Source organism: Ferruginibacter sp. SUN106, from assembly GCF_050611765.1.
Classification (GTDB): domain Bacteria; phylum Bacteroidota; class Bacteroidia; order Chitinophagales; family Chitinophagaceae; genus Ferruginibacter.
Genome location: NZ_JBODJC010000002.1, coordinates 254,295 through 279,033, shown reverse-complemented (window position 1 = coordinate 279,033; position 24,739 = coordinate 254,295). Strand labels below are relative to the sequence as shown.

The 24,739-nt window shown below is 39.8% G+C and carries 19 protein-coding genes; 12 read left to right on the top strand and 7 right to left on the bottom strand.

The annotated features are described in order from the left end of the window. The first annotated feature begins 169 nt into the window (after positions 1-169). From ACQ334_RS07275 to ACQ334_RS07250, 6 genes are all read left to right on the top strand, one after another. Complete coding sequence (locus ACQ334_RS07275) at positions 170-1,888, top strand: IlvD/Edd family dehydratase (RefSeq protein WP_430987520.1); 1,719 nt, start codon at positions 170-172, stop codon at positions 1,886-1,888. 11 nt (positions 1,889-1,899) lie between these two features. Next, complete coding sequence (locus tag ACQ334_RS07270) at positions 1,900-2,898, top strand: SMP-30/gluconolactonase/LRE family protein (RefSeq protein WP_430987519.1); 999 nt, start codon at positions 1,900-1,902, stop codon at positions 2,896-2,898. Positions 2,899-2,908: 10 nt separating this feature from the next. Then, on the top strand, positions 2,909-3,739 hold the full coding sequence (locus ACQ334_RS07265) for a fumarylacetoacetate hydrolase family protein (protein ID WP_430987518.1): 831 nt from the start codon (positions 2,909-2,911) through the stop codon (positions 3,737-3,739). Between the two features lie 59 nt (positions 3,740-3,798). Further along, entirely contained in the window at positions 3,799-4,959 is a 1,161-nt protein-coding gene (locus ACQ334_RS07260; RefSeq protein WP_430987517.1) for an endo-1,4-beta-xylanase, read from the top strand. A gap of 64 nt (positions 4,960-5,023) precedes the next feature. Next, positions 5,024-6,337, top strand: a complete 1,314-nt coding sequence (locus tag ACQ334_RS07255) for a gluconate:H+ symporter (protein WP_430987516.1) — start codon at positions 5,024-5,026, stop codon at positions 6,335-6,337. A gap of 68 nt (positions 6,338-6,405) precedes the next feature. Further along, positions 6,406-6,780 (top strand): hypothetical protein, encoded by a 375-nt coding sequence (locus ACQ334_RS07250; RefSeq protein ID WP_430987515.1) that lies wholly within the window; start codon positions 6,406-6,408, stop codon positions 6,778-6,780. 152 nt (positions 6,781-6,932) lie between these two features. Here the strand turns inward: ACQ334_RS07250 and rpsA are convergent, their stop codons facing one another. The 3 genes from rpsA to hxpB all read right to left on the bottom strand — a co-directional run bounded on the left by rpsA (position 6,933) and on the right by hxpB (position 15,096). Then, positions 6,933-8,876, bottom strand: coding sequence for a 30S ribosomal protein S1 (gene rpsA / locus ACQ334_RS07245; RefSeq protein WP_430987514.1), 1,944 nt, complete (start codon positions 8,874-8,876; stop codon positions 6,933-6,935). A 202-nt stretch (positions 8,877-9,078) separates the two neighbouring features. Continuing rightward, on the bottom strand, positions 9,079-14,196 hold the full coding sequence (locus ACQ334_RS07240; RefSeq protein WP_430987513.1) for a choice-of-anchor J domain-containing protein: 5,118 nt from the start codon (positions 14,194-14,196) through the stop codon (positions 9,079-9,081). 240 nt (positions 14,197-14,436) lie between these two features. Next, complete coding sequence (hxpB, locus tag ACQ334_RS07235) at positions 14,437-15,096, bottom strand: hexitol phosphatase HxpB (protein WP_430987512.1); 660 nt, start codon at positions 15,094-15,096, stop codon at positions 14,437-14,439. A 109-nt stretch (positions 15,097-15,205) separates the two neighbouring features. Here hxpB and ACQ334_RS07230 point away from each other — a divergent pair, with 109 nt between their 5' ends. Together ACQ334_RS07230 and ACQ334_RS07225 are read left to right on the top strand one after the other, a co-directional pair. After that, on the top strand, positions 15,206-15,976 hold the full coding sequence (locus ACQ334_RS07230) for a lysophospholipid acyltransferase family protein (protein WP_430987511.1): 771 nt from the start codon (positions 15,206-15,208) through the stop codon (positions 15,974-15,976). 3 nt (positions 15,977-15,979) lie between these two features. After that, a complete protein-coding gene (locus ACQ334_RS07225) occupies positions 15,980-17,089 on the top strand; it encodes a carboxypeptidase-like regulatory domain-containing protein (protein WP_430987510.1) in 1,110 nt (369 codons plus the stop codon). Position 17,090: 1 nt separating this feature from the next. Here ACQ334_RS07225 and ACQ334_RS07220 read toward each other — a convergent pair whose 3' ends face one another. The 4 genes from ACQ334_RS07220 to ACQ334_RS07205 are packed head-to-tail and all read right to left on the bottom strand — an operon-like array spanning position 17,091 to position 19,538. Then, entirely contained in the window at positions 17,091-17,603 is a 513-nt protein-coding gene (locus ACQ334_RS07220; protein WP_430987509.1) for an acyl-CoA thioesterase, read from the bottom strand. Between the two features lie 42 nt (positions 17,604-17,645). Continuing rightward, positions 17,646-17,927, bottom strand: a complete 282-nt coding sequence (locus ACQ334_RS07215) for a TIGR03643 family protein (protein WP_430987508.1) — start codon at positions 17,925-17,927, stop codon at positions 17,646-17,648. Between the two features lies 1 nt (position 17,928). Continuing rightward, on the bottom strand, positions 17,929-18,051 hold the full coding sequence (locus ACQ334_RS07210; RefSeq protein WP_430988326.1) for a DUF2256 domain-containing protein: 123 nt from the start codon (positions 18,049-18,051) through the stop codon (positions 17,929-17,931). Positions 18,052-18,065: 14 nt separating this feature from the next. Next, a complete protein-coding gene (locus tag ACQ334_RS07205) occupies positions 18,066-19,538 on the bottom strand; it encodes a cryptochrome/photolyase family protein (RefSeq protein WP_430987507.1) in 1,473 nt (490 codons plus the stop codon). Between the two features lie 23 nt (positions 19,539-19,561). Here ACQ334_RS07205 and ACQ334_RS07200 point away from each other — a divergent pair, with 23 nt between their 5' ends. From ACQ334_RS07200 to ACQ334_RS07185, 4 genes are all read left to right on the top strand, one after another. Continuing rightward, complete coding sequence (locus tag ACQ334_RS07200; protein WP_430987506.1) at positions 19,562-20,320, top strand: SDR family oxidoreductase; 759 nt, start codon at positions 19,562-19,564, stop codon at positions 20,318-20,320. Between the two features lie 69 nt (positions 20,321-20,389). After that, on the top strand, positions 20,390-21,622 hold the full coding sequence (locus ACQ334_RS07195) for a proline dehydrogenase family protein (RefSeq protein WP_430987505.1): 1,233 nt from the start codon (positions 20,390-20,392) through the stop codon (positions 21,620-21,622). A gap of 83 nt (positions 21,623-21,705) precedes the next feature. Continuing rightward, positions 21,706-24,159: a DUF5916 domain-containing protein gene (locus tag ACQ334_RS07190; RefSeq protein ID WP_430987504.1), complete on the top strand. Its 2,454-nt coding sequence runs from the start codon at positions 21,706-21,708 to the stop codon at positions 24,157-24,159. A 64-nt stretch (positions 24,160-24,223) separates the two neighbouring features. Next, a complete protein-coding gene (locus tag ACQ334_RS07185; protein WP_430987503.1) occupies positions 24,224-24,730 on the top strand; it encodes a hypothetical protein in 507 nt (168 codons plus the stop codon). The last annotated feature ends 9 nt before the right edge of the window (positions 24,731-24,739 follow it).

The following is a 24,739-nucleotide window of genomic DNA, read 5'->3' as shown; positions in this document are numbered from 1 at the left end:
GGGTCTTTTATTTTTTTCTTAAATGAATGTATAAATGGTCACGCTTGAAGGCTACATTGATTTATATTTACAATACAGGAAAACAACGCAATACCTCATTAACAATCAGATCATTCCCTGTTAAAACAAAAAATGGTGCAGATAGAACAACGGGATTAAATCAGTAAACATGAAACAGAAATTACGCAGCCACGATTGGTTTGGCAAAAAAGATAAAGACGGTATTATTTACAGAAGCTGGATGAAGAACCAGGGTATGCCCACGGATATGTTTGATGGCAGGCCGGTGATCGGCATCTGCAATACCTTCAGCGAACTCACGCCCTGCAATGCACATTTCAGGGATCATGCAGAAGCAGTGAAGAGAGGGGTACTGGAAGCCGGCGGCTTTCCGGTTGAATTTCCTATCATGAGCCTTGGCGAAACCTTATTGAAACCTACTGCCATGTTGTTTAGAAATTTAGCCAGCATGGATGCAGAAGAATCTATCCGTGGCAATCCTATCGATGGCGTGGTATTACTTACCGGTTGCGATAAAACAACACCATCAACAGTAATGGGTGCATCAAGTGTGGGCCTGCCCACCATCGTTGTTCCCGGCGGGCCGATGCTGAACGGAAAATATAAAGGACAGGATATTGGCAGTGGCACACATGTATGGAAGTTTGATGAAGATATGAAAACGGGAAAGATGACGCAGGAAGATTGTGAGTTTGCAGAAAGTTGTATGAGCCGCAGCATTGGGCATTGTATGACGATGGGCACCGCAAGTACCATGGCAGTAATGGTAGAATCATTGGGGTTAACATTAAGTGGTGCATCAGCAATACCTGCAGCCGATAGCAGGAAAAAAGTAATGGCACAATTAAGCGGCAGAAGAATTGTGGACATGGTAAGAGAAAACTTAACCATCGATAAAATTCTTACCAAAGAAGCATTTGAAAATGCCATTAAAGTAAATGCAGCGGTTGGGGGCTCTTCTAATTTTATCATTCACCTCAGCGCCATTGCAGGAAGAATTGGTATTGATTTAAAGCTGGAAGATTTTGATACACTCGGCAGTAAAATTCCTTTGTTATTAAACCTGATGCCGTCAGGAAAATACCTGATGGAAGATTTTTATTACGCTGGTGGTTTGCCGGTAATATTAAATGAATTAAAAGAACAGCTGCATAAAAATGTAATTACGGTTACAGGAAAAAATCACGAAGAAAATATTAAAGGCAATACCGATTGCTATAATGAAGATGTGATTGCAAAATATAACGCCCCTATACAAACAGAAGCCGGTTGTGTGGTGGTTAAAGGAAATTTAGCACTTAACGGTGCAGTGATGAAACCCTCTGCTGCTACGCCGGCATTATTAAAACATCGTGGCCGTGCAGTAGTGTTTGAAAGTATAGAAGATTATAACAAAAGAATTGACGATCCCGGTTTAGATATTGATGAAACCTGTGTGATGGTATTAAAATACGTTGGCCCTGTTGGTTATCCGGGTATGCCCGAAGTAGGCAATATGGCGCTGCCAAAAAAATTACTACAGCAGGGAGTTAAAGATATGGTGCGTATCAGTGATGGCAGAATGAGCGGCACAGCTTATGGCACTGCAGTATTGCATGTATCTCCCGAATCGGCTATTGGTGGTAATTTAGCGTTGGTGCAAAACGGTGATATGATTGAACTGGATGTGGAGCAACGTAAATTACATTTAGATGTAAGCGACGAAGAATTGGAAAAAAGAAGAGCCGCATGGATCGCTCCAAAGATGGCTGCTGAAAGAGGTTATGTAAATCTTTATATAAAACATGTGCAGGGTGCAGATAAAGGTGCCGACCTTGATTTTTTAGTAGGCAATTCAGGATCTGTAGTTACAAGAGATTCTCATTAGAAAACGATGATATGAAAAAAATAATGCTGCCTGCGTTTTGTGTACTGCTGTTTTGTTATCAGTCAACTGCACAAAATAAATTCATTGGCACTGTAGAACGTATTGATCCGTCACTCGATGCTATTATTATGCCGGGAGCTAAAGCGGAAATCATTGCCGAAGGGTTTAAATGGAGTGAAGGCCCTTTGTGGTTAGAAAAAATCAATGCACTTATTTTTTCTGATGTGCCCGAAAATAAAATTTATAAATGGACTCCGGCAAAAGGAAAAGAACTATACCTCACACCCTCCGGCTATACAGATACTATAAAACGTGGCGGCGAAATGGGCAGTAACGGATTGCTGTTAAACAATAAAGGGCAATTGGTTTTATGCCAGGATGGAAACCGGCAGATGGGAATCATGAATGCACCACTTGATCATCCTGCCCCCAGCTTTATAACTATTGCCGGCACTTATAAAGGCAAACGGTTTAGCAGCCCGAATGATGCAGTGTACAATAAAGCCGGCGAATTATTTTTTACCGATCCGCCTTACGGATTAGAAACCCAAAGTGATACTGATCCTAAAAAAGAAATTCCATTCAACGGCGTTTATAAAGTAAAGAAAAACGGCGAAGTGATTTTATTAATTGATTCATTGCCCAGGCCCAACGGTATTGCATTTTTAAAGGGAGAAAAAAAACTGGTCATTGCCTGTTCCGATTCAAAAAAACCAAACTGGTATGTATATGATGTAAAAGGCGATGCATTGATCAATGGAAAAATATTTTACAGCACTATTGGTTCACCCAAAGGAGAAAGAGGCGCACCCGACGGAATGAAAGTAGATAGCAAAGGAAATATATTTGCGTCAGGCCCCGGTGGTATCTGGATATTTAGTAAAGACGCAAAGTTATTAGGCAAACTACATTTAACCGAACAGGCATCTAACTGTGCCTTAAGTACAGATGAAAAAATTTTGTACATTACCAATAATATGCAGGTACTCAAATTTAAAATGAGAGATTAAAAAATTTATAATGAAATTGTACAACACAAAAGATGGGATCGTAATTAACAAAGACATTTTTTTTTACTTGGTAAAAGATGAAAACTGGGAGTCGTTTATTAATGATGATGATCTTTTAAAAAAAATAGAACGGCTTACTACAACTTTATCACCCGCCACTAACGAATTAATAAATGAAACACTTGCTCCCGTTGGCAGCAACCAGGAATTATGGGCCTGCGGTGTAACATATTTAAGAAGCAAAGTAGGTCGCCAGGAAGAATCAAAATCAAGCGGCGGTGCCGATTTTTATGCAAAGGTTTATGAAGCAGCAAGGCCTGAGGTATTTTTTAAATCCACACCACACCGCATCGTGGGTGATGGTGCAAAAGTGAATATCCGCAAAGATTCTACCTGGGATGTACCTGAACCTGAGTTGACTTTAGTGGTAACATCTTCCGGAAAAATTATTGGCTATACCATTGGCAACGATATGAGCAGCAGAAGTATTGAAGGAGAAAATCCTTTGTACTTACCACAGGCAAAAACCTATGATGCCTGTGCTGCAGTAGGCCCATGTGTTTTTGTAACGGAACAACCACTCGATAGTAATACTGCCATCGCTCTTGAAATTAAAAGAAATGGTGCTGTTGTTTTCAGCGATACTATTGCTATCAGTCAAATGAAAAGAACGCCACAGGAATTAGTAGGTTATGTTTTTAAAGAATGTTCTTTTCCTTACGGTTGTTTAATCATGACAGGTACAGGCATTGTGCCCGGCAGCGATTTTACTTTGCAAAGCGGGGACAAGATCAGTATATCAATTGAGGGAATTGGTATGCTGGTGAATACAGTGAAATAATCACCTTTACTTTTATTGTGTCATAAAACCATAGCCGTCATAAAATTTAAATAACCACATTGAAGTCTTTACAATACCTTTTAATTGCAGCAACAGTATTTTTTTCAGCTTGCAGCCAATCAAAAATGGCGGGTAAAAATGCTGAACCTACCGGGGTTTTAAAGGACGTATATAAAGATGCATTCCTGATCGGTACTGCCGTTACTCCTGCTATAACCTCTGGCCAGGATAAAGCAACACAGGATATTGTGATCAAACATTTCAATTCTATTACTGTTGAAAATGTAATGAAAGCGGCATTGATAAATCCGCAACCGGGCATATATAATTTTGGTCCGGCAGATGATTATGTTGCATTTGGAGAAAAAAATAAAATGTTTATCGTTGGTCATACATTGGTATGGCATAATCAATGCCCGGCATGGTTTTTTACCAATACTTCAGGTAAACCCAATACCAAAGAAGAGCAGATTGAAAGATTAAGAGATCATATTAAAACTGTTGCTGGCAGGTATGCAGGCAGGGTGCAGGCATGGGATGTGGTTAACGAAGTGATAGACAATGATGGCAGCTACCGGCCCACCACATGGGTCAATGCTTTTGGCAACGGAGATACGCTGGTGAAATATGCCTTTAAGTTTGCAGCGCAATATGCACCAAATACAGAGCTGTACTACAATGATTTTAATACCTGGCGCCCCGCAAAAAGAGATGGCATTGTGCGGATGGTAAAAATGCTGCAGCAGGAAGGATTGCGTATAGACGGCATCGGTATGCAAGGTCACTGGGGGCTTAATTATCCTAAAACGGAATATATAGAAGATGCTATTGATGCCTATGCTGCCTGTGGCGTAAAAGTAATGATTACCGAACTGGATGTGGATGTGTTGCCCATAACAAAAGAAGGCCAGGTAATAGGGCAGGGTATGGCAGATAAACAATTTCAGCTGGAAGAATTTAAAACTTTTTTAGACCCTTATCCCAATGGCCTTCCCGATAGTATGCAAACCTTACTGGCAAAAAGGTATGCCACATTTTTTTCAATATTTTATAAGAAAAGGGATAAAATTGCAAGGGTAACCCTTTGGGGAATACAGGATGGCATGAGCTGGAAAAACGATTACCCCATACCCGGAAGAACAAATTATCCTTTACTGTGGAACCGGCAACGGCAGCCTAAGCCGGCATTGAAAGCTGTGCTGGCAGTGCCCGGAAAGTAAAAATTAAATCATGGTGTACTTGTAGTTGTAACGATTACGGGTGTACTCTTTAACGATTGTTTGCATGCAACTACTAATAATTTTATTGGCTATTGTAATACAGGTATTTCTAACTGTAAAAAAAGTAAGCCCTTTTATTTCCTTATTGATCGTGTCCGTTTTATCCGGGCTTGCCCTTGGCATGAAGCCGGTAGACCTGCTTAAATCTATTGAAGCAGGTGTGGGTAGCACTATGGGTGGGCTTGCTTTAATCATTTGCCTCGGTGCCATACTGGGAAAAATTTTAGAAGAAAGCGGCGCAGCAGAAAAAATTGCAGTAACACTCATCAAAGGCTTTGGAGAAAAAAATATTCAATGGGCGGTTTTACTTACAGGATTTCTCATTGGCATTCCTTTGTATTATAATGCAGGTTTTGTTATACTGGTGCCGTTGGTTTTTATGCTGGCAAAAAAAACAGGATTGCCCTTATTATACATTGCCATACCAATGGCAGCAGCATTAAGTACCACACATTGTTTTTTACCCCCACATCCGGGCCCTGTGGTTTTAGTAAATGCGTTTAAAGCAGATCTTGGTAAAACTTTATTGTATGGCATTTGCATTGCCATCCCTGCCGTAATTATAGCAGGGCCATTGCTCGGAAGGCTTTTAAAAAAGATCAGTTCTTCAGATGTAGATCTTTATGGTGTTGCATCCACCAGCGAGGTAAAGGTTTTACCCAAAGCGTTGCCAAGTTTTATCATTGCTTTGTTACCGGTTATATTGATCACAGCGTCTGTTATTGCCGCAAATTTTTTACCTGCCGCAAGTGTGGTAAAACGCATTTTGCTATTCACCGGCGATTCTACCATTGCACTTTTATTATCGGTATTATTAGCCATTTATTATTTTGGTATAAGGATCGGCCGCAAAATGGAAGTGATGATGAAACTATTAACCGACGCAGTGTCCGGTATTGCAATGATATTGCTCATCATCACTGCAGGAGGTGTTTTTAAACAGGTATTAATTGATAGCGGCACCGGAAATTATATTGCTTCATTCAGCAGTAAATGGCAAATGCCGCCCTTGCTGTTTGGCTGGCTGGTAACAGCATTGCTACGTGTAATGATCGGCTCTGCAACAGTTGCAGGCATTACTGCGGCAGGCGTGGTAACGCCATTGGTTTTAAGTGGTGTGGTATCACCCGAGTTAATGGTGCTGGCAGTTGGATCCGGCAGTGTATTTGGTTCTCATATCAATGATTCCGGCTTCTGGATGTTCAAAGAATTTTTTAAACTTTCCCTCAAACAAACTTTTTTATCCTGGTCAGTAATGGAAACCCTTATCTCAATTATTGGGTTGATAGGAGTGTTGCTGTTGAATATGATTGTATAAATAAATGATGTTTGACCGGATATAAAATTTTTACTCACGCAGGCAAAAAGCTTTAGGCATACTGAAAAATGAAAACCACAAAACCGTTAATAATTTTGGGTCAGGCTTCAGTATCATTTCTTAAGGAATGGGATTCCGCTTTTAGTACAGGAAGTGACATAAAAAAAGCACACGTATTTTTCTGTGATTATTCAAATTGCGACATACCGGTTGGGCATGTATTTGATACAATTCAAATTGATAATATTATTGTTGCGGACTGTCAAATAATTTTAAAACGAGTCTCACAGCAGTTTTTGAAGCCTTTTGATTACATTCCGGAAGGGTGGCAGACAATATGTGAATTTGAATTTATTGGTAAAGTGCCGGAAATTATTGCTGCCAGTTTCCCAATAATTGAAAGTTGGGATAGTCCAAATCATGTAATAATAAAATTTTCTTAGTTCCCGGTAAGTAAAATTCTCTAACTATAAAGGGTACAAATAAAAATTATCTATAAATATTTTTTGCCGGCTTAGCAATAACAAACTCATCAAACGCATAAAAAATCCCCTCCGTAATCAGAGGGGATTTACATTTAAAAAGCCTTTATAAATTATTCGCCTTTTGGTTCTTCTTTAGCTTCTGCAGCTGCATTATCAGCGGCGTCGCTTTCCATTTTAGCTTTTAAGTTAGCTAAAACACCTAAGTCACCTAAAGTTGATTTTTCTACTTTGCTTTGAAGATTCTTAACTGCTTTCTTAGTTACTTCAGCATCTGCTTTTTTCTCTTTGATAACAGCTTGTTTTTCTTCTTCAATTACCTGCTCCCAGATACGGGCATGGCTCAACACGATACGTTTGTCGTTACGGTCAAATTCAATCACCATAAACTGCGCTGTTTCATCAGCACCAACGGTTTTACCATCTTCCTTAGCTAAGTGACGGGCAGGAGCAAATCCTTCCAGGCCATAAGGCAACTGTACTACAGCACCTTTATCATCTTTCTTCACAACAGTTCCTTCGTGGATGCTTCCAACAGGGAAAGTTGTTTCCAGAGTGTTCCATGGATCTTCTTCAATTTGCTTATGTCCTAATTGCAATTTGCGGCCTTCTTTATCAATGTTCATAATGATCACATCAATGGTTTCGCCCACTTTAGTGTACTCATTAGGGTTATTGAAACGTTTTAACCAGCTTAAATCGCTGATGTGGATCATGCCACCAATACCGGTAGATAATTCAACAAATACACCGTAAGGTGTAATGTTTTTAACCACACCTTTATGCCTGCTGTTTTCAGGGAAAACAGTTTCGATAGTGCTCCATGGGTCTTCTGTCATTTGTTTGATAGAAAGGCTCATTTTGCGGGTGTCTTTATCTAAGGTTACCACTTTTGCTTCGTATTCGTCACCTAATTTAAAGAACTCTTTAGCGTTGATAGGAGTGTTAGCCCATGTAATTTCACTTACGTGTACCAAACCTTCCACACCTGGCATAATTTCTAAGAAAGCACCGTAGTCTTCAATGTTTACTACTTTACCTTTTACAATTTCACCTTCTTTCAATCCTTCAGATAAAGTATCCCATGGATGAGGAGTCAATTGTTTTAAACCAAGGCTGATACGTTTTTTGTCATCATCAAAATCAAGAACAACAACGTTCAGTTTCTGATCCATTTTCAATACTTCACTTGGGTGGTTGATACGTCCCCATGAAATATCAGTGATGTATAATAAACCGTCTAAGCCACCAAGGTCAAGGAATGCACCAAAATCAGTGATGTTTTTGATAGTTCCTTCCAATACCTGGCCTTTTTCCAGTTTACCCATAATTTCGGCACGTTGTGCTTCAATATCACTTTCAATAAGTGCTTTATGAGAAACAACAGCATTCTTAATGGCTTCATTAATTTTTACCACTTTAAATTCCATTGTTTTGTTTACGAATTGATCGTAATCAGTAACAGGTTTCACATCTATCTGAGATCCTGGTAAGAAAGTTTCCATACCAAATACATCAACGATAAGTCCACCTTTAGTTTTGCTGGTAACCAAACCGGTAACAATTTCACCAGTTCTGTGTACTTCCATAATTCTTTCCCATGCCCTTGTAGTGCGTGCACTTTTACGGCTCAGGTGTAAATTACCTTCCCTGTCTTCTTTTTCCACTACCATTACTTCAATTACATCACCCACTTTCACACCACCTGGTACATCACGGAATTCGTTTAAGGAAATTAAACCATCACTTTTAAAACCAATGTTTACAACAGCATCAGTTTTGGTTAATGATTCTACAGTTGCCTGTATCATTTCACCATCATTGATTTGTTTAAACGTGTTGTCGTAAACAGTATCATACTTTGCTTTTTCAGCAGCAGAATAGCTGGTTACATTTCTTTTGTCTACGCTCCAGTCAAAATCGTCATGAGCGGTTGCAACGGTCTCGGCTACCGGTGCTTCTACAGGCACGTTTGTTATCGCAGCAGTTTCAGCAGCTTCAGCCGCTGACCCTTCCTGTGCATCTGCGTTTAATTGTTTAATAATATTGAAAGACATAAAATTACCCCGGGTTTTTAAACGGGACGGCAAAGTTAGTAAAATATAGCCGATTTCTGTAGTATAAAACCAGGCTTTTTCAGAATCATAAAACCGGCAAAACCACTAACCATGGGTATTTTCATAAACAACTGGTTGCCATACAAATACAAAAAAGCCCCCAACGAGTTGGGGGCTTTTTTATAGAAAGATATGAAGTGTATTATCTTAAGACTTCTGCTCTGCCCATGGCCAAGCGGTTGCCTACTACATCCACAACTTCAATCCAGTAAACTCCGGTTCCCTGGTTTCTCAAATCAACATCCATTCTTCCGTAAGGAGAAGAGATAGAATAGTTCTGTGTAAGAACTCTCTTGCCTCTTGCATCGTATACGTTGATACCACGTGGTAAGTTGGTGTTGTTAATGATACTCCAGTATCTAACCTGGAACAGACCGTTACTTGGGTTAGGATAAATGAATACCCTTCCGCTAACAGAATCTGTGATTGAAACCTGGTTAGACAAATTAGTACAACCGTTAACATCGGTAACTCTTAAAGTATAGTCACCTAATCCGTCAACAGTTACAAGATAAGAACTGGCAGTAGCGCCTGGTACCGCTACACCACCTCTCAACCATGTGTAAGTTGCTGCCGCAGGAGTCACCGTAGAGAACAATGTGGTGGTTTTGCCCGGGAACAATTTAGTAACAGGAGAAGCTCCGATTACAATGGTTGGTAATGGGTTAACAGTCAGTTTCACAATTCTTGAAGAAGAATCACGACAAGCTACTGTGCTTACAGAATCTTTGTAAAGATATCCGTTCATTGAAACAGGAGGAGCAGTGATAGTTAATGTACCGGTTTTTGCACCAGCATATACACCACCATTGGCAACGTCTGTCCAGGTATTACCATTAGTGGTACTTACCCTCCAGTTATGATTTACTACCGATCCGGCAGCAACAGTTGTAAAGCTGGTTACTTTATCTGTACAAACTACAGCATCAACTGGTTGAGTTGGGAACGTAAGTGGCAGGTTAACTGTAACAGGAACCTGTGTTGCATTAGATACACAACCAACAGTTGCATATTTAAAGTTGATACTGTAACCGCCGCTGATTGAACCTTGGTCACCAAATGTATCATCTACTACAAACAATTTCCATGTACCGTTAAAGTTACCGGTAAAGGTTGCTAAAGCTGGATTTGGTCCAACAAAAGCACCAGGACCCGGAGCTGGCCAGTTATCATTAGGAGCGCCATCTGTAGGTAAATAAGTACCGGTTGCGTTACCGGCAGTCAGGCTTAATGCACCCGCTGCAGCATCACTAAAGGTATATGTTACATTGTTTAAGATAGCTGCACCACCAACATCAGACATCAGGATTACATTTTGTCCGGTTGGAGATTGTAACAATACATCGATATCATCAGACCATGTGTGGCTGATACCGGATACAGTTACAGAATTTACAGACACACCGGTTGTTGGTAAACCGCTAACGGCAATACCAGCAGGGTAAGGTGTAGCTACTGAACCATCATTGATGGTGATAGCTGCTGTATTAGAGAATGTAGGCGTTGCATCAGGACCGATACTTGTAACAGTTACGTTATAAGTAGTACTGCTGCCTGGTTTAGCGTACACAGTGTTTACTGAAGTACCTGCATATGGAATGGTTGCATTAGCATCTAACCATAATCCTGCAACAGGGCTCCAAACACCAGATGCTGGCGGGCCGTACAGGTAGTTAAAGGTTAAAGACCATGATGTAAGAGTTCCCACATCACCTGCACCACCATCATACATACCTAATGTCCAGTTACCGTTAGGTATTGAATATAAGCCTGCAAAAGTACCTACTGTTGGTAACATACCTGTAGGACCAGCTGCTGGTGAAGAAGCAGGGCCTGCGGCATCTGCTTTAAATATACCATTGTATGGATTAGTACCTGAGCTAAGTGCTGCAGTACCGGTTGAGCTTACACGTGTATTGGTGAAACCAGAAGTAACACCTGCACCACCTGTACCGGTTAAATAATAATCCAGGTTTAAGATAGCGTTGTTTGGTGCTTTAAGTACCATAACAAGATCACCATCCCATGTGTGATTGATATTAAATGCTACAGACATGCTGGTAATAGCAGCAGTAGTAGGCAATGGAACATTGATTGTACTTGTTGCACCTGCAAGGTTGTTATCAGGTATTGCTACGCTGATTGTACCTGAACTATAGGTAGAAGTGAATGGAGACGGTGCAAGAGCCGAAGTAATACTTAATGGCACTGCAGGGTTTCCTAAACACATAGTTACTGCAGACGGATTAACCGTAGGAGCAGCAGGTTTGTAATTAACATCAACTTTTAATGTACCGATACAACCTGTAGTACCATTTGTACCAGTAATGGTATAAGTAGTATTTACAGTTGGAGCAGCGTATACAGTTGCAGTTGGAGTACCGGCAACATATGGTATAGTAGCAGCAGCATTGGTAAATAAACCAGCTGCAGGAGACCATACATAAGTTGAAGCACCACTTGCAGTTAACAATGTACCACTAACACCTGGAAGACCACCGCAAACAGGGCTAACCGGAGAAACAGTTACAGCCGGTAAAGGATTAACTGTTAAGATAGCCGCTGCTGAAATAGCATTCGGAGGACAAGTACCACTAACTACACAACGGTAACGGTACGTGTTAAACGTAGCCGGTGCGCCGGTGATAACTAAGGTATTTGTTGTAGCACCTGAGTAAGGAGCAGCATTGGTAATATTGGTATAGCTACCACCACCGTTAGTGCTCACCTGCCATTGGTAACTGATACCTGCACCAGATCCTACGATACTGAATGTGGCATTGCTGTTAGCACAAATGGTAAGATTGCTTGGAGGTGTTACCACCGCTGGCAATTGATTTACATTGATAGTTATTGCTCCCGTAGTCTGGCAACCGTTTGGTGCAGTACCCAATACAGTATATGTAGTGGTAGTAGCAGGAGAAGCAGCAACAGGGTTAGCTGTTACAGAGCTTAAACCATTTGGAGGAGACCATAAGAAGGTATAGCCAACAGGAGGACCTGCAGGTACACTGTAATTAAGGGTCAGGCTCCAGCTGGTAATAGTACCTAAATCGCCACCTGCATTATCTCTTGCAGCAAACAGCCAGTTACCGTTAAGTGTACCTGCTGTGTTGTATAAAGGAGCAAAAGTTGTTGCAGTAGGGGTAAATCCTGTTGGAGGAGCAGCTGCTAATGAACCATCAGGTAAGAAAGTTCCTGTAAAAGGAGCCGCACCCGCAGATACAGGCGTAACAGCAGTAGAGCTGATAGTTGTATTTACAAAGTTATCAGCAGAACCACCTCTTGCATTTACAAGGTTTAATACCTGGTTGTTTGGTGCTTTTAAGAACAAGGTAAGATCACCATCCCATGTATGGGTAATGTTGAAATTAACACTTGCACTTGTACCCACTGCTGTACCAGGAATACCAGATACAGTTAACGGAGTGCTTACACCAGTTGCGTTAGCATCAGGAATAGCAACAGCGATAGGACCAGAACTAACAGTAGCTGTACCTGCAGTAGGTGCGCCAATGATAGTTAACAATGTTGGGTCACCGGCACAAAGTGGAGTGCTTGGGCTTGCCGTAACTGTTATTGGAGCTACAGTAGTTGGAGATACGGTAATGGTAGGAGTACCACTGTTACCTGTACCTACGCAACAAGGGTTACCATGTACTATAACTGATACCAGGCTGTAAGTAGTGGTAACAGCAGGAGTAACAGGAATGTTAGCGCCGCTTGTGTAGCCGGTAACAGGGAAATCTGCACCAACTGATGGGTGTATAATAAGGTCATAAGTATATGATGGATCACCTCCTGTCATATCAACCTTTAAATTAGCTGTAGAACCTGTACATGTTGTTGGATTGATTGTAGTAAAGCTGGTATAAACAGCATTATCAATACCAATAAAATCAGAGTTAGCACCAGCAGGACCACCACCGGTTACAAAATACCTGAATGCCAAACGACCGGAAACACCGGCTGCTGGTAAACCAGACATTGTAACAGTGTATTGTGTCCAGGCAGTTGGATATCCTGTACCGGTTAAGGTAGGATTGATATCTAATAATAAAGTGGTGAAATCTCCTACACTTGTTTCGGAAGTACCAACATTTACACTTGCACCATTAGTGCTTTGTCTTAGTTGTAACCTGTCCGGGAAAGTACCTGTAGTAGTACGTGTGTAGAAAGAGAACTTGTCACCATTTTTGAAAGTAACCTGTGGAGCAAACATCCAGTCACTGATAGTACCAACGCCTGAAGTGTTGTTGAAGTTTGCAGAAGCAAAACCAGCACCACTTTGAGGAGCAAATACTAAAGAGTTAGTTTGAGACCAGTTAGTAAGACCAACAGGATTACTCAGGTTTTGAATTGGCCATCCTGCAGGAGGAATAGCACCATCAAACTGTTCGCTGAACAGGTTTACCGGAGGACCTGGGATCTGCACCTGGCTTAAAACAGAAGCAGTGATAGGTACGCATGGAGGAGGAGCAGCACAGTTAATACCTGTAACAGTCATCGTGTAATGATCGCAGGTAGTGCTTGGTACGGCTTCGTTAACTACCAGTACAATGGTTTCATTTGGAGCCATTGTAAAAGAGAAAGAAACCGGAGTACCACCGGCAAGTGAGCTTAAACCACCATCAGCTTTGTAGTTAGTACAAACGTTGGCAGAATTGTAAGAGTTACTGTACGCAGTAACAAAACAGTCACCTGAAGTACCATCAGCAATATAACTTACTGTTACGCACTGGCTGGCGCAGGTAAGGTTTTGCATAGTGTAGGTGTCGTAAAAGTACGGACCTGCACCTGAAGTACCAGGACATGCTCTGGTAAAACCGCAACTCATTAATGAACCATCTCTGAAAAGACGGGCACCGGCAATTGTAGCATCTCCCGCTGCTAAAGAACCGGTAAAAGTACAAACATCATTAATGAGGTTTGGTGTTGGTAAACTGCCGCCTTTAAAAGCAGCAGGATTGCTTTGCATCTTTGCAGCAATCATTTTGTTTGTTGCAGGAACGTCTGTTGGCTCTGCAGCACCAACAACTCCGGCAAACGTCTTCTTGGTAGAAGGACGAATGGAAGTTGTAGCGGCAGGCGTCACAGCCGGTCGCTCAGTAGGTAACCCCTTCGTAGCACTTGCAGGCTTTGTAAGAGCCTTTTGTTGCTGCGCAAAAGAAACCTGAAAAGAAATGCCCAAGATCAGAATCGACAGAAACGTCTTGAGCAAATACACCTTAAAGTCTTTTCGTGTAGTTGTTTTTTGCATAAAAAATGTTTTAGTTTGTTTGCGTACTTAAGAAAGACCTGGATAGTACATGTTTAGGAGTAAAGCAGTGCAGTTCAGGTAGTACAGCATTAAAGGTAATAACTTTAACTTTAAATTATAGAATTTTTGCCCTGTTTTTTCCACAATGTCCCACTTGTTAAAAAAAAGGTATATGAAAACCTTATTTTGAGGAGATTTTAATACACAAGCCAGTTCAGTGCTGCAATTAATGCTTAAACATCAATACAGCGATTGCAGTAATAACTCATTAAAATTCTGGAGAGAGGAAATTCTAAGGTCGGCGGCATGCCATTTAAGTTCTTTACTGATTTTAGGGTCAGGAACAACTACACATTTCATCCTGGCAGCTTTTACCGCAATCATTCCCGGAAAAGAATCTTCAAAACAAATACATTCTGCAGGTGCAGCCTTTAATTCGGCAGCACAGTTTAAGTATACTTCCGGATGCGGTTTGCCATTTGCCAGCAGTGCTGCAGAAGTAATGGTGTGCAAATGGGGCCTGATATTTAAAAGGTCCACCACCACATCTATCAGGTTACGTGGCGAGGAGGAAGCAATACCGGTCTTAAAATTCCTATCGATAAAAAAGTTGAAAATGTGCGACAAACCGGGCATAGGCTTACCTTTCTGCAGTACCAGTTCAATCACTTTATCAATCAGATCCTTTTCAATAATATCAGCCTCCTGCAGCGGTATTTTAAAATGATTGAACCAATGGGTAATAAATTCTTTGGTGCGCAGGCCGGTAGTGGTGGCATACTGTTGCGGCGTTAAATGAATACCGTAATGGCCGAAAATGTACGCAGAGGCTTCATTCCATAAGGGTTCAGAATCTATTAGCAGGCCATCCATATCAAAAATTACTGTATTCAGTTGCATAACTGCAAATATATTAACTTCATCAGCTGATTGCTGTTTCTGAAAGAATTTTATGTTATAGCAGCATATATAATTTGCATCAAAAGGGATCTTAAAATATTTTTGTGTAATGAAACAATGGCTTGCCCGCTTTAAAGAATCAAAACTGGTTAAAGGCTCAGTGTATGCTATTGTTGGTTTGTTTTCCTATCCCGGTATCAACCTGATCAATAAACTTGACATTAAGGGCATGGAACACCTGCAGAAATTGCCAAAGCAAAATGTGTTATTTGTAAGCAATCACCAAACCTATTTTGCAGATGTAATTACCTTTCTGCATATTTTTTGTGCTGTAAGCTGGCGCAAGAAAAATAAACTCGGCATTCCTTATTATTTGTTGTGGCCATTTACCCGTGTAAAATATGTGGCTGCAGAAGAAACAATGAAAAGCAACTGGATAAGTAAATTGTTCAGCCTTGCCGGTGCTATAACAGTAAAGCGTACATGGCGATCGGAAGGTACAGAAATACGGCGTGGTTTAGATGCTTCGGATACAAGAAAAATACAACAGGCTTTACAAAAAAACTGGGTCATTACTTTTCCGCAGGGTACTACTAAACCATTTGCACCCGGCCGTAAGGGAACAGCATTTATCATTAAGCAATTACAACCTGTGGTTATCCCGGTAGTGATCAGCGGCTACTGGAGGGCTTTTAATAAAAAGGGATTAAAATTTAAAAAGAAAGGCACTTTATTATCTGTAACTTTTAAAGAACCCTTACAAATAGACTACAACGACACTACAGAAAATATTTTAGCATTGGTGATGGATTCGATAGAGCAAAGTAAAAAATTTATGCTTAAAGGCAAGCACCATTTAATGGCTGTTACCGACAAATAATTTATGATAAAGCGTACCATTTTTACTTTTATTTTTATTGCCATTGTAATTTTTTCCAATGCACAAATTGTGATTAAAGGCAGGGTGGTTGATAGTAAATCTGATGCAGCTATTGCCAATGCAAGCGTTTACTTAAATAATACTTCCATTGGCGCCATTACTAATGCCAGGGGAGAATTTATCATTACTACCAGCAGCATTTACAGCGGCGAATTAATTATATCTTCTATAGGTTACCAGGCACTTTCCTATCGCCTGGCAAACCAGGATGCAGATAAACATACTTATACGTTTAAACTTGATATTAAGGAAAATGAATTGAAAGACGTATTGATTATGAATGATGTCACAAGAGAGCAATGGCTGAAAATATTTAAAGACAATTTTTTAGGCATTACAGAAGAAGGTGATAATTGCAAAATTAAAAATCTGAAAGCAGTTTATTTTACCACGGGTAAAGATAAAAATACGATCTATGCCTATGCAGACAGTCCGCTCATCATCGTTAATAAAATGCTGGGCTATAAAATATCATTCGACCTTATTGAATTCAGCTTTAACAAAAGTAATAACAGCACCTATTTTATAGGCTACAACAGGTATGAAGAATTGGGGGATAAAAAACGCTGGATCAAAAGACGGAGAGAAAATTATTTTGGCAGTACGATGCACTTTTACCGGTCGCTGATAAGTGATAGTCTTAAAGAAGAAGGTTATTCGATACTTGCTGTAACAAAAAGACAAATTACAGATACGCTTAAGCGTGAGAAGAAATGGGAGATTACTAAAAAAGATACATTTGTTACCCAGCCGGCCACAGCCCGTACAATTTTATTTTCTGATGGTACAGGAAATTATTATTTAAAAGCCGATGGAAAAATTACCGTGAACTATAATAAGGTACCCCATACCAAAGCTTACCTGGTAAATAAAGTTTTTGTAGAAGGACTGAACCACTATTATGGATTTACGGCTTACATTAATTTAATGAGTGACAAAGTTGGTCTGGATAAACTCGGAATTATTATTGATCCGCTGCAGGTGATTTACAATGGTTATTGGGTGTATGAAAAAATGGGTAACCAATTACCTTTTAATTATAAACCCGACTAAATTAATCTTTGGTAAACAACGCTCTTAATTCATCAGCATCTTCTGCTTTCATTTTTCCACCGAGTACCAAGCGTAACTGCCTTCTTCTTAAAGCACCTTCAAATAATTTTTTTTCTTCTTCAGTTTCCGGGATAAGTCCGTTTACTTTTCTAGGCTTTCCATTAGGATCCAGGGAAACAAAAGTATAATAAGCTTCATTACTTTTATACCTGTATTGTTGAATGGCATCTTCGCCCCAAACTTTCATGTGTACTTCCATACTGCTGTTAAAAGCCCTGGTTACTTTGGCTTCAATATGCACCACATTGCCGATCTTTATCGGGCTCTCAAAAGAAATATTATCTACAGAAGCGGTTACTACAGGCGCACTGCAATGCTTCATTGCCGCTAATGCAGCAGCAATGTCCATCCAATACATTAACCGTCCCCCCATCAGGTTGCCAAAATTATTGGTGTCATTAGGCAATACCAATTCCGTCATTACCACCACAGATTCACTGGCTTTCTTTTCCATAAAAAATTTTTGCAAATATAGGCCGATAAATACGTAACAATTTTATCTCCCGGAAATTTTATTATGGGTGATTGTTTTTTGCCGGCTGCATTTAAAACGGGTAACTTCATTACTCCTTAATGCAGCATGTTTTGTTATTCTGCCATTGGTTCGCTTGCGCCACATTTTAAAACTGGAAGCTTTCATTTCTCTACGCATTAGCCTGATCACTTCTTTTTCGGGCACGCCAAATTGTATAGCAATGGCTTCAAAAGTAGTACGGTCTTCCCAGGCCATTTCAATAATGCGGTCAATGTCTTTTATATTTAAAATTCCGGCATTCATTTTATCTTTTATTTTTTCTGCATTTGTCGCTGCAATACTTTACTTCACCCCAAACCTTTTCCCATTTTTTTCGCCAGCTAAAAGGCCTGTTGCAAACAATACAAATTTTAGCGGGTAAATTCATTTTCTTTCTAATCATCATAAACTGTTTAAGTATTTTTCGGCAACAGAAAGATGAGTGTTTTGTTTTTCTTCGGGCATTTTATCAAATGTTTTAATAAGCATAGCTAACCGGGGATTTTTTAAAAAGAAGCTCCTGTGTACATGCATAAAGCGCCAGAATAAAGCATCCCAGGTTTTAGTCCAATCGCCTTTATCATAATCACTCATTTTTAATAAATAATTACTGCCGCTGATATAGGGTTTAGTAGTCATTAATCCACCATCTGCAAACTGGGTCATTCCATACACATTGGGTACCATTACCCAATCATAAGCATCAACAAACATTTCCATAAACCATCTGTATACTTCATCGGGATCAAATTCGCACAGCAACATAAAATTACCCAGTACCATCAGCCTTTCTATATGATGGCAGTAACCTGTTGCCAAAACTTTTTGTATTACATTGTCTATTGGTATAATTCCTGTAGTACCGGTCCAGAAACAAGGTGGTATTTTCCTGCTAAAGCCCCAATAGTTTTTGGTACGTTGTTTACTACCTTCTCTTTCATACACAATACGGATAAATTCACGCCAGCCTAAAATCTGTCTTATAAAACCTTCCAGGGAATTAAGCGGTACATTGTTTTCCGCAGCGGCTGCAATAGAGGCAGTAATTATTTGCCCGGGTTCTAATAATCCGATATTAATAAGGGGACTTAAAACAGAATGGTGTAAAAAATTTTCTTTGGCAACAATAGCATCTTCATAAATGCCAAATTTTGAAAAGCGTTGTTGTAAAAAATCGGCCAGCCATTTTTCTGCACTTGCAAAATTAGTGGGATAAATAAATTTATTGGCCGAGCCATAATTGCCGGGAAAGTTTTTTTCAACATATCCCCTGGCTTCAGTAACAAAAGCATTCTCATTTTCAAAAGCTATTGCAGGTGCTTTTTCTTTTTTAGGAAACTTCATCCGGTTATCTGCATCGTAAGTCCATTGCCCTCCTTCGGGGCCGCCGGCAGCATCTAACAAAATATCTCTTTTCTTACGTTGCCAGGTATAAAAACCGGTTTGAAAATAAGTTTTCTTTTTATCAAAATAAGTTTTTACATCGGTAAGGTTATTTAAAAAATTGGGAGTGGTATGTTCAATGTATCCAATACCTTTTTGCTTACAAGATTCCACAATTCTTTTTTTTAGCCAGTTATCTGCTACATCTGCAAAATGAATTCCGGTTATTTTTTGTTGCTGCAAACAGGATATTAATTTCTGCACATCACTTATCTCTGTTGTTGCATCAATATATTCAACAATAATTTTTTTATTGACAAGGTAGCTGGCAAAACATTTCATTGCAGCCCTGTGCAGTAGTAGTTTTTGCTGATGAAACCTGTACTGGTTAAAAAATAAATACTCCTCCACCAGGTACACTTTCCTTGCAGGTGTAACTGCAGGATGTGCTTTAAAAAGCTGGTGTGGAAATATGAGTGTTACTTCAGTCATGAGAATTAAAGTTTTTAAACAAAATGAAAGATGATTTGTTTAAACATCACAAATACTTAATTATTATGGAAGGCTTAAAAGGGAAAAATATTTTACTGATTGGGGCTACAGGCGGTATAGGCGCTAAAACGGCAAAGCTACTGGCAGGAAGCGGTGCCGTACTTTTTCTGGCAGCAAGAAATGAAACTAAACTGAAAGAAGTAGCGAAAGACTGCAGTGTTAATGAAGAAAGAACTTTTGTGCTCGATATTTCTCAACCGGAAGCAGTAAAAGAATTAAAAGAAAAATATTTTCAGCAATTACCCACGATAGATATTTTAGTAAATGCTGCAGGTATAGGCATTATTAAATCTATGGACACATTAAGTGAAACTGATTTTCTGCGATCACTGAATTATAATTTATACGCCCCTTTTCTTTTGGTGAGGGCTTTTTTACCTGATATGAAGGAATTAAAAAAAGGATTGATCATTAATATTCCCGGTGTTTTAGGTAAAGTGCCAATGGCAGGTGCAGCCGCATATAGCGCCAGCAAATATGGCCTGGTAGGTATGATGCAAAGTATACGGGAAGAATTAAAGCGTACCAATATCCGCATTACCAATTTGTTTTTAGGCGGAGTGGATTCGCCTTTTTGGGATACTATTGATTTAAAAGTGCAACGGGAAAAAATGGTACTGTGCGAAGAAGCTGCAAAGGCAATATGGTTTTTATGTCAACAACCCGATAGTGGTGTGGTAAGCGAAATGGTATTGCAGCCCTTTAATCACCAGGCTATTTAATGCAGCGTTAATTGTTTTATTTGGTAGTTCGTTACCATTTTTCGAATTTCGAATACTGAACTGCAAATTATGAACGAACATAAAGAACCTGTTTCATTTGAGAATACCCAAACCGCATTTGCTTATAAAAGTGATGACCAGTTAAAAAAAGCACATTTTCTTTTTTCATCTATGGGAAAACCCTGGCTGGTAAACCTGGGTTTAAAAATTACTCCTTACGCAATTAACTGGCATCTGCCCTTTACAAAAACAGTTATCCGTAATACTATTTTCCAACAATTTGTTGGGGGAGAAACTCTGGCCGAAACTGCAAAAGTTGCCGACAAACTGGAAGAATATAAAGTGCAGGTAATTTTAGATTATGGAGTAGAGGGAAAAGATGGCGAAGATAATTTTGAACATGCAAGGGATGAGTTTAAAAAGGTAATTGCTTACGCTGCCACACAAGCCAACATTCCGTTTATGAGTGTGAAAGTAACCGGCTTTGCCCGTTTTGCTTTACTGGAAAAGTTAGACAGTATGATGAATGCAGCAACCGGAACTTTGATGAAACGTTACCTGCATGCCGTTGAAACATTACCTGCAGCTGAAAAGGAAGAATGGCACAGGGTACGGCTGCGTATGTTACAGGTTTGTGAAGAAGCTGCTGCAAAAAACATCGGCGTATTGATTGATGCCGAAGAAACCTGGATACAGGATCCGGTGGATGCGTTAACGATTTTAATGATGGATACTTTTAATAAAACAAAAGCGGTGGTATTTAACACGCTGCAATTGTACCGTCACGACAGGTTGCAATTTTTAAAAGATTCGTATACGGCTGCAGAAGAAAGAAATTTTATCCTGGGCGCAAAATTGGTAAGAGGGGCATATATGGAAAAAGAAAGATTACGTGCTGCGGAAATGAATTATCCTTCACCTATTCAACCCGATAAAGAATCATCCGACAGGGATTATAATGCTGCGGTAGAATTTTGTGTAGAGCACCTTGACAGGATATCGTTAATTGTTGCTTCGCATAACGATTACAGCAATTTGTTTACTACACAACTGCTTGATAAAAAAGGGCTGCCCCATAATCACCCACATGTGCACTTTTCTCAGTTATACGGTATGAGTGATAATATTACTTTCAACCTGGCAAAATCCGGTTGTTCGGTAAGCAAATATTTACCCTTTGGGCCTATAAAAGACGTAGTACCTTACCTGATGCGCCGTGCGCAGGAAAATAGTTCAGTTGCCGGGCAAACCGGGAGAGAATTAGCATTGATAAAAAAAGAGATGGAAAGGCGGAAAATATAAGCCCCTGTTTGTTAAAGCCCTGATGTATTGATTTATTTTAATGTTAATAGGTTACCTTTGCGCCGAAAACTAACTGTAACCAATTGCGCTTTATATTAACTGCTGTTTTGTGCCTGCTGCTAACGATTGCCTATTCACAGGCTAAGCATATGCCTGCTGTAAAGCTAAACCTTCCTGTAAAAATTGATGGCGACCTTAATGATGAAGCCTGGAAAAGTATTCCTGCATCCGGAGATTTTATTACCTTTTCCCCGCATTTTGGAAATATATCCAGTCATAAGACCGAGGTAAAAATAGCTTATGATGATAATGCTGTGTATGTTGCGGCATACCTGTACGAAAAGCCTGAAAATATCCGGACACAGCTTACCGCCAGGGATATATCGGACCGGCAGGATGTTGATGTATTTACAGTAGGACTTGATACTTATCTTGACCGGCAGAATGCTTTTCTTTTTAAAGTAACGGCGGCTGGTGTTCAGGCAGACGCTAAAGGTTCTCAAAACAGTTCGCCGGTATACGATATTACGTGGAATGCTGTTTGGGAAAGCAAAGTAACTATTAAAAAAGATGGCTGGACTGTTGAAATGAAAATACCGTTCAGTGCTATACGCATTTCTAAAAATGAAGTGCAGGACTGGGGATTAAATTTTGCCCGCTTTGTACGCAAGGAAAATGAAAACAGCATCTGGAGCCCCGAAAATCCAAATATCAATGGCGACATCAACCAATGGGGAACCTGGACAGGATTAAAAAATATTAAACCGCCTTTACGTTTATCATTTCAACCCTATATATCCGGCGGATTCAGAAACTCTCCCACAAACAATGGCAATGTAACGGAGGTTTTAAAAAGCGGGGGAATGGATGTTAAGTATGGTATTAATGAAAGTTTTACACTTGACATGACGCTGATACCTGATTTTGCGCAGGTACAAAGCGATAATCTATTGCTTAACCTTACTCCTTTTGAAGTAAAATTTGATGATTACCGGCCTTTTTTTACAGAAGGTACCGAACTGTTTAATAAGGCCGGCCTGTTTTACTCAAGGCGTGTTGGTGCAGCGCCGGGCGGGGCATCTGCGGTACTTAAAAAGTATGGCAGCGATCCTGGTTACAGGATAGATAAAAACCCCGGCATTACCAGGTTATATAATGCAGCCAAAATATCGGGCCGCACCAGGGATAATTTGGGCATAGGTGTTTTTAACGCTGTATCAGTGCCAATGTATGCAGACGTTACCAGGCTTTCTAATGGAACCGATTCCAGTATTTTAACCGAGGCCTTAACCAATTATAATATTATTGTTTTAGACCAGGCACTTAAAAACCGTTCGTTCATCAGTTTTACTAATACCAACGTGATGCGAAAAGGGAATAGCCGTAACGCTAATGTAGGTAGTGCTGATCTGTCTTTGTTTGATAAAAAGAACACCTACAATTTTGCACTCTCCGGAAAATTCAGCACTATATGGGGTGATAACTATACAAGAAATGGCTATCGTTCCGATATTAGTTTTAGTAAAGTGAGTAAACTGGTAAGATACTCCGCTGCCGCAAATGTTATCAGCGATAAATTTGACCCTAACGACCTGGGATACCTGCTTAGCAATAACCAGATGGTATATAGCGGAGCAATCAGCTATAACCTGCTTAAACCTAAAAACAGGTACAATACCAGGATATACAGTGCAGGGTTTAATAATTCTTTTTTATACAAACCGTTTAACTGGACGGGCTTATCAGTTAATGCCAAAGCATTTTTCCTGTTCAGAAATTTCTGGGATGTAACCTTTAGTTTTCAAAGCCAGCCTTTGTGGAGTAAAGATTATTTTGTTAGCTCTACAGTTTACAATGGTAGTTTCCTGATGCGTAAACCAACTTATTACCTGGGTATAAACGGAAGCACCGACAGCAGGAAGAAATTATATTTTAATTACAACATAGGAGGTGCAGAATCTCCTTCACCTGATGATCCGTACTGGACTTCAGAAGCTGGGTTAAGGTACAGGGTCAATGACAAATTTCAGTTTAGTGCCGATATGATCATTGAGCATGATAAAGGAAACTGGGGATGGTCGTATATCACTGATAATTTAGGAAGGCCAACAGTTCCGTTGATCATTGCAAAACGCAAGGTTAAAAGAAATACCGGTGTTGTAACGGCACAATATAATTTTACTAAAAGGATGAACTGGACAGTGAGGGTACGTCATTACTGGTCGGCGCTGGAGAATACCAGTTTTTATAATTTAAGAAATGACGGCTACCTGGATGATATTGCATTCATCCCTGGGAAAAATATTAACTATAATACATTTAATGTTGACATGTTTTATACCTGGGATTTTTTGCTGGGTAGCCGCATCACCATAGCCTGGAAAAATGCTTTAGGCGCAAACGTTAATATCGATCCGTATAGTCATACTTCGTATTTAAAAAACTTCGGGCAGATGGTAACTAATCCGCACAGCAATGAGCTTACTGTAAAGATTGTTTACTTCTTAGATTACCTTAAACTGAAAGGGAAAAGTTGATAAATACTTTATCATTGCTTTGAAATATTTTGGAAACAACTTACCTTGTTGCAAATTATTTTATATGAGCCAGGATACTGCAAATGATTTATTAAATTACGATGAGCATCAAAATGATGTGCTGCCATCAGGATTAAATATTCTTACAATCCTTACTTTTATTGGATGCGGCGTTCAAATTCTTATAACAGCAATTACTCCCTGGTTACTGAATTTCTCAAAAAATATGATGGATAAAGCGGAGTCCTCCGGGCAGGAGCTTACTGCAAAACAATTAGAAGATTTTGCAAAGGCTAAAGAAATGATTGCCATGTCTGAAAAAAATATTATCCCGGTTTTAGTTACCAGCGCCCTTGGTATAATATTATGTTTCGTTGGAGCATTATGGATGCGGAAATTTAAAAAGGATGGCTATTGGTTATATATTGCCGGGCAAATTGTACCTATTGCCAGCGGAGTTTTTTTTATGGGGAAATACCAGTTTGCCGATTGGAAAAGTTATATCGGCATAGCAATAACTGCAGTATTTATTGCATTGTATAGTTTTCAAAAGAAGTACCTGGTAAAATAAGTAGTTTGT

Coding starts and splice junctions, on each gene's coding strand:
- ACQ334_RS07275 (WP_430987520.1), top strand. CDS start 170: ATGAAACAGAAATTACGCAGCCACGATTGGTTTGGCAAAAAAGATAAA.
- ACQ334_RS07270 (WP_430987519.1), top strand. CDS start 1,900: ATGAAAAAAATAATGCTGCCTGCGTTTTGTGTACTGCTGTTTTGTTAT.
- ACQ334_RS07265 (WP_430987518.1), top strand. CDS start 2,909: ATGAAATTGTACAACACAAAAGATGGGATCGTAATTAACAAAGACATT.
- ACQ334_RS07255 (WP_430987516.1), top strand. CDS start 5,024: ATGCAACTACTAATAATTTTATTGGCTATTGTAATACAGGTATTTCTA.
- ACQ334_RS07250 (WP_430987515.1), top strand. CDS start 6,406: ATGAAAACCACAAAACCGTTAATAATTTTGGGTCAGGCTTCAGTATCA.
- rpsA (WP_430987514.1), bottom strand. CDS start 8,876: ATGTCTTTCAATATTATTAAACAATTAAACGCAGATGCACAGGAAGGG.
- ACQ334_RS07240 (WP_430987513.1), bottom strand. CDS start 14,196: ATGCAAAAAACAACTACACGAAAAGACTTTAAGGTGTATTTGCTCAAG.
- hxpB (WP_430987512.1), bottom strand. CDS start 15,096: ATGCAACTGAATACAGTAATTTTTGATATGGATGGCCTGCTAATAGAT.
- ACQ334_RS07230 (WP_430987511.1), top strand. CDS start 15,206: ATGAAACAATGGCTTGCCCGCTTTAAAGAATCAAAACTGGTTAAAGGC.
- ACQ334_RS07225 (WP_430987510.1), top strand. CDS start 15,980: ATGATAAAGCGTACCATTTTTACTTTTATTTTTATTGCCATTGTAATT.
- ACQ334_RS07220 (WP_430987509.1), bottom strand. CDS start 17,603: ATGGAAAAGAAAGCCAGTGAATCTGTGGTGGTAATGACGGAATTGGTA.
- ACQ334_RS07215 (WP_430987508.1), bottom strand. CDS start 17,927: ATGAATGCCGGAATTTTAAATATAAAAGACATTGACCGCATTATTGAA.
- ACQ334_RS07210 (WP_430988326.1), bottom strand. CDS start 18,051: ATGAATTTACCCGCTAAAATTTGTATTGTTTGCAACAGGCCTTTTAGC.
- ACQ334_RS07205 (WP_430987507.1), bottom strand. CDS start 19,538: ATGACTGAAGTAACACTCATATTTCCACACCAGCTTTTTAAAGCACAT.
- ACQ334_RS07200 (WP_430987506.1), top strand. CDS start 19,562: ATGAAAGATGATTTGTTTAAACATCACAAATACTTAATTATTATGGAA.
- ACQ334_RS07195 (WP_430987505.1), top strand. CDS start 20,390: ATGAACGAACATAAAGAACCTGTTTCATTTGAGAATACCCAAACCGCA.
- ACQ334_RS07185 (WP_430987503.1), top strand. CDS start 24,224: ATGAGCCAGGATACTGCAAATGATTTATTAAATTACGATGAGCATCAA.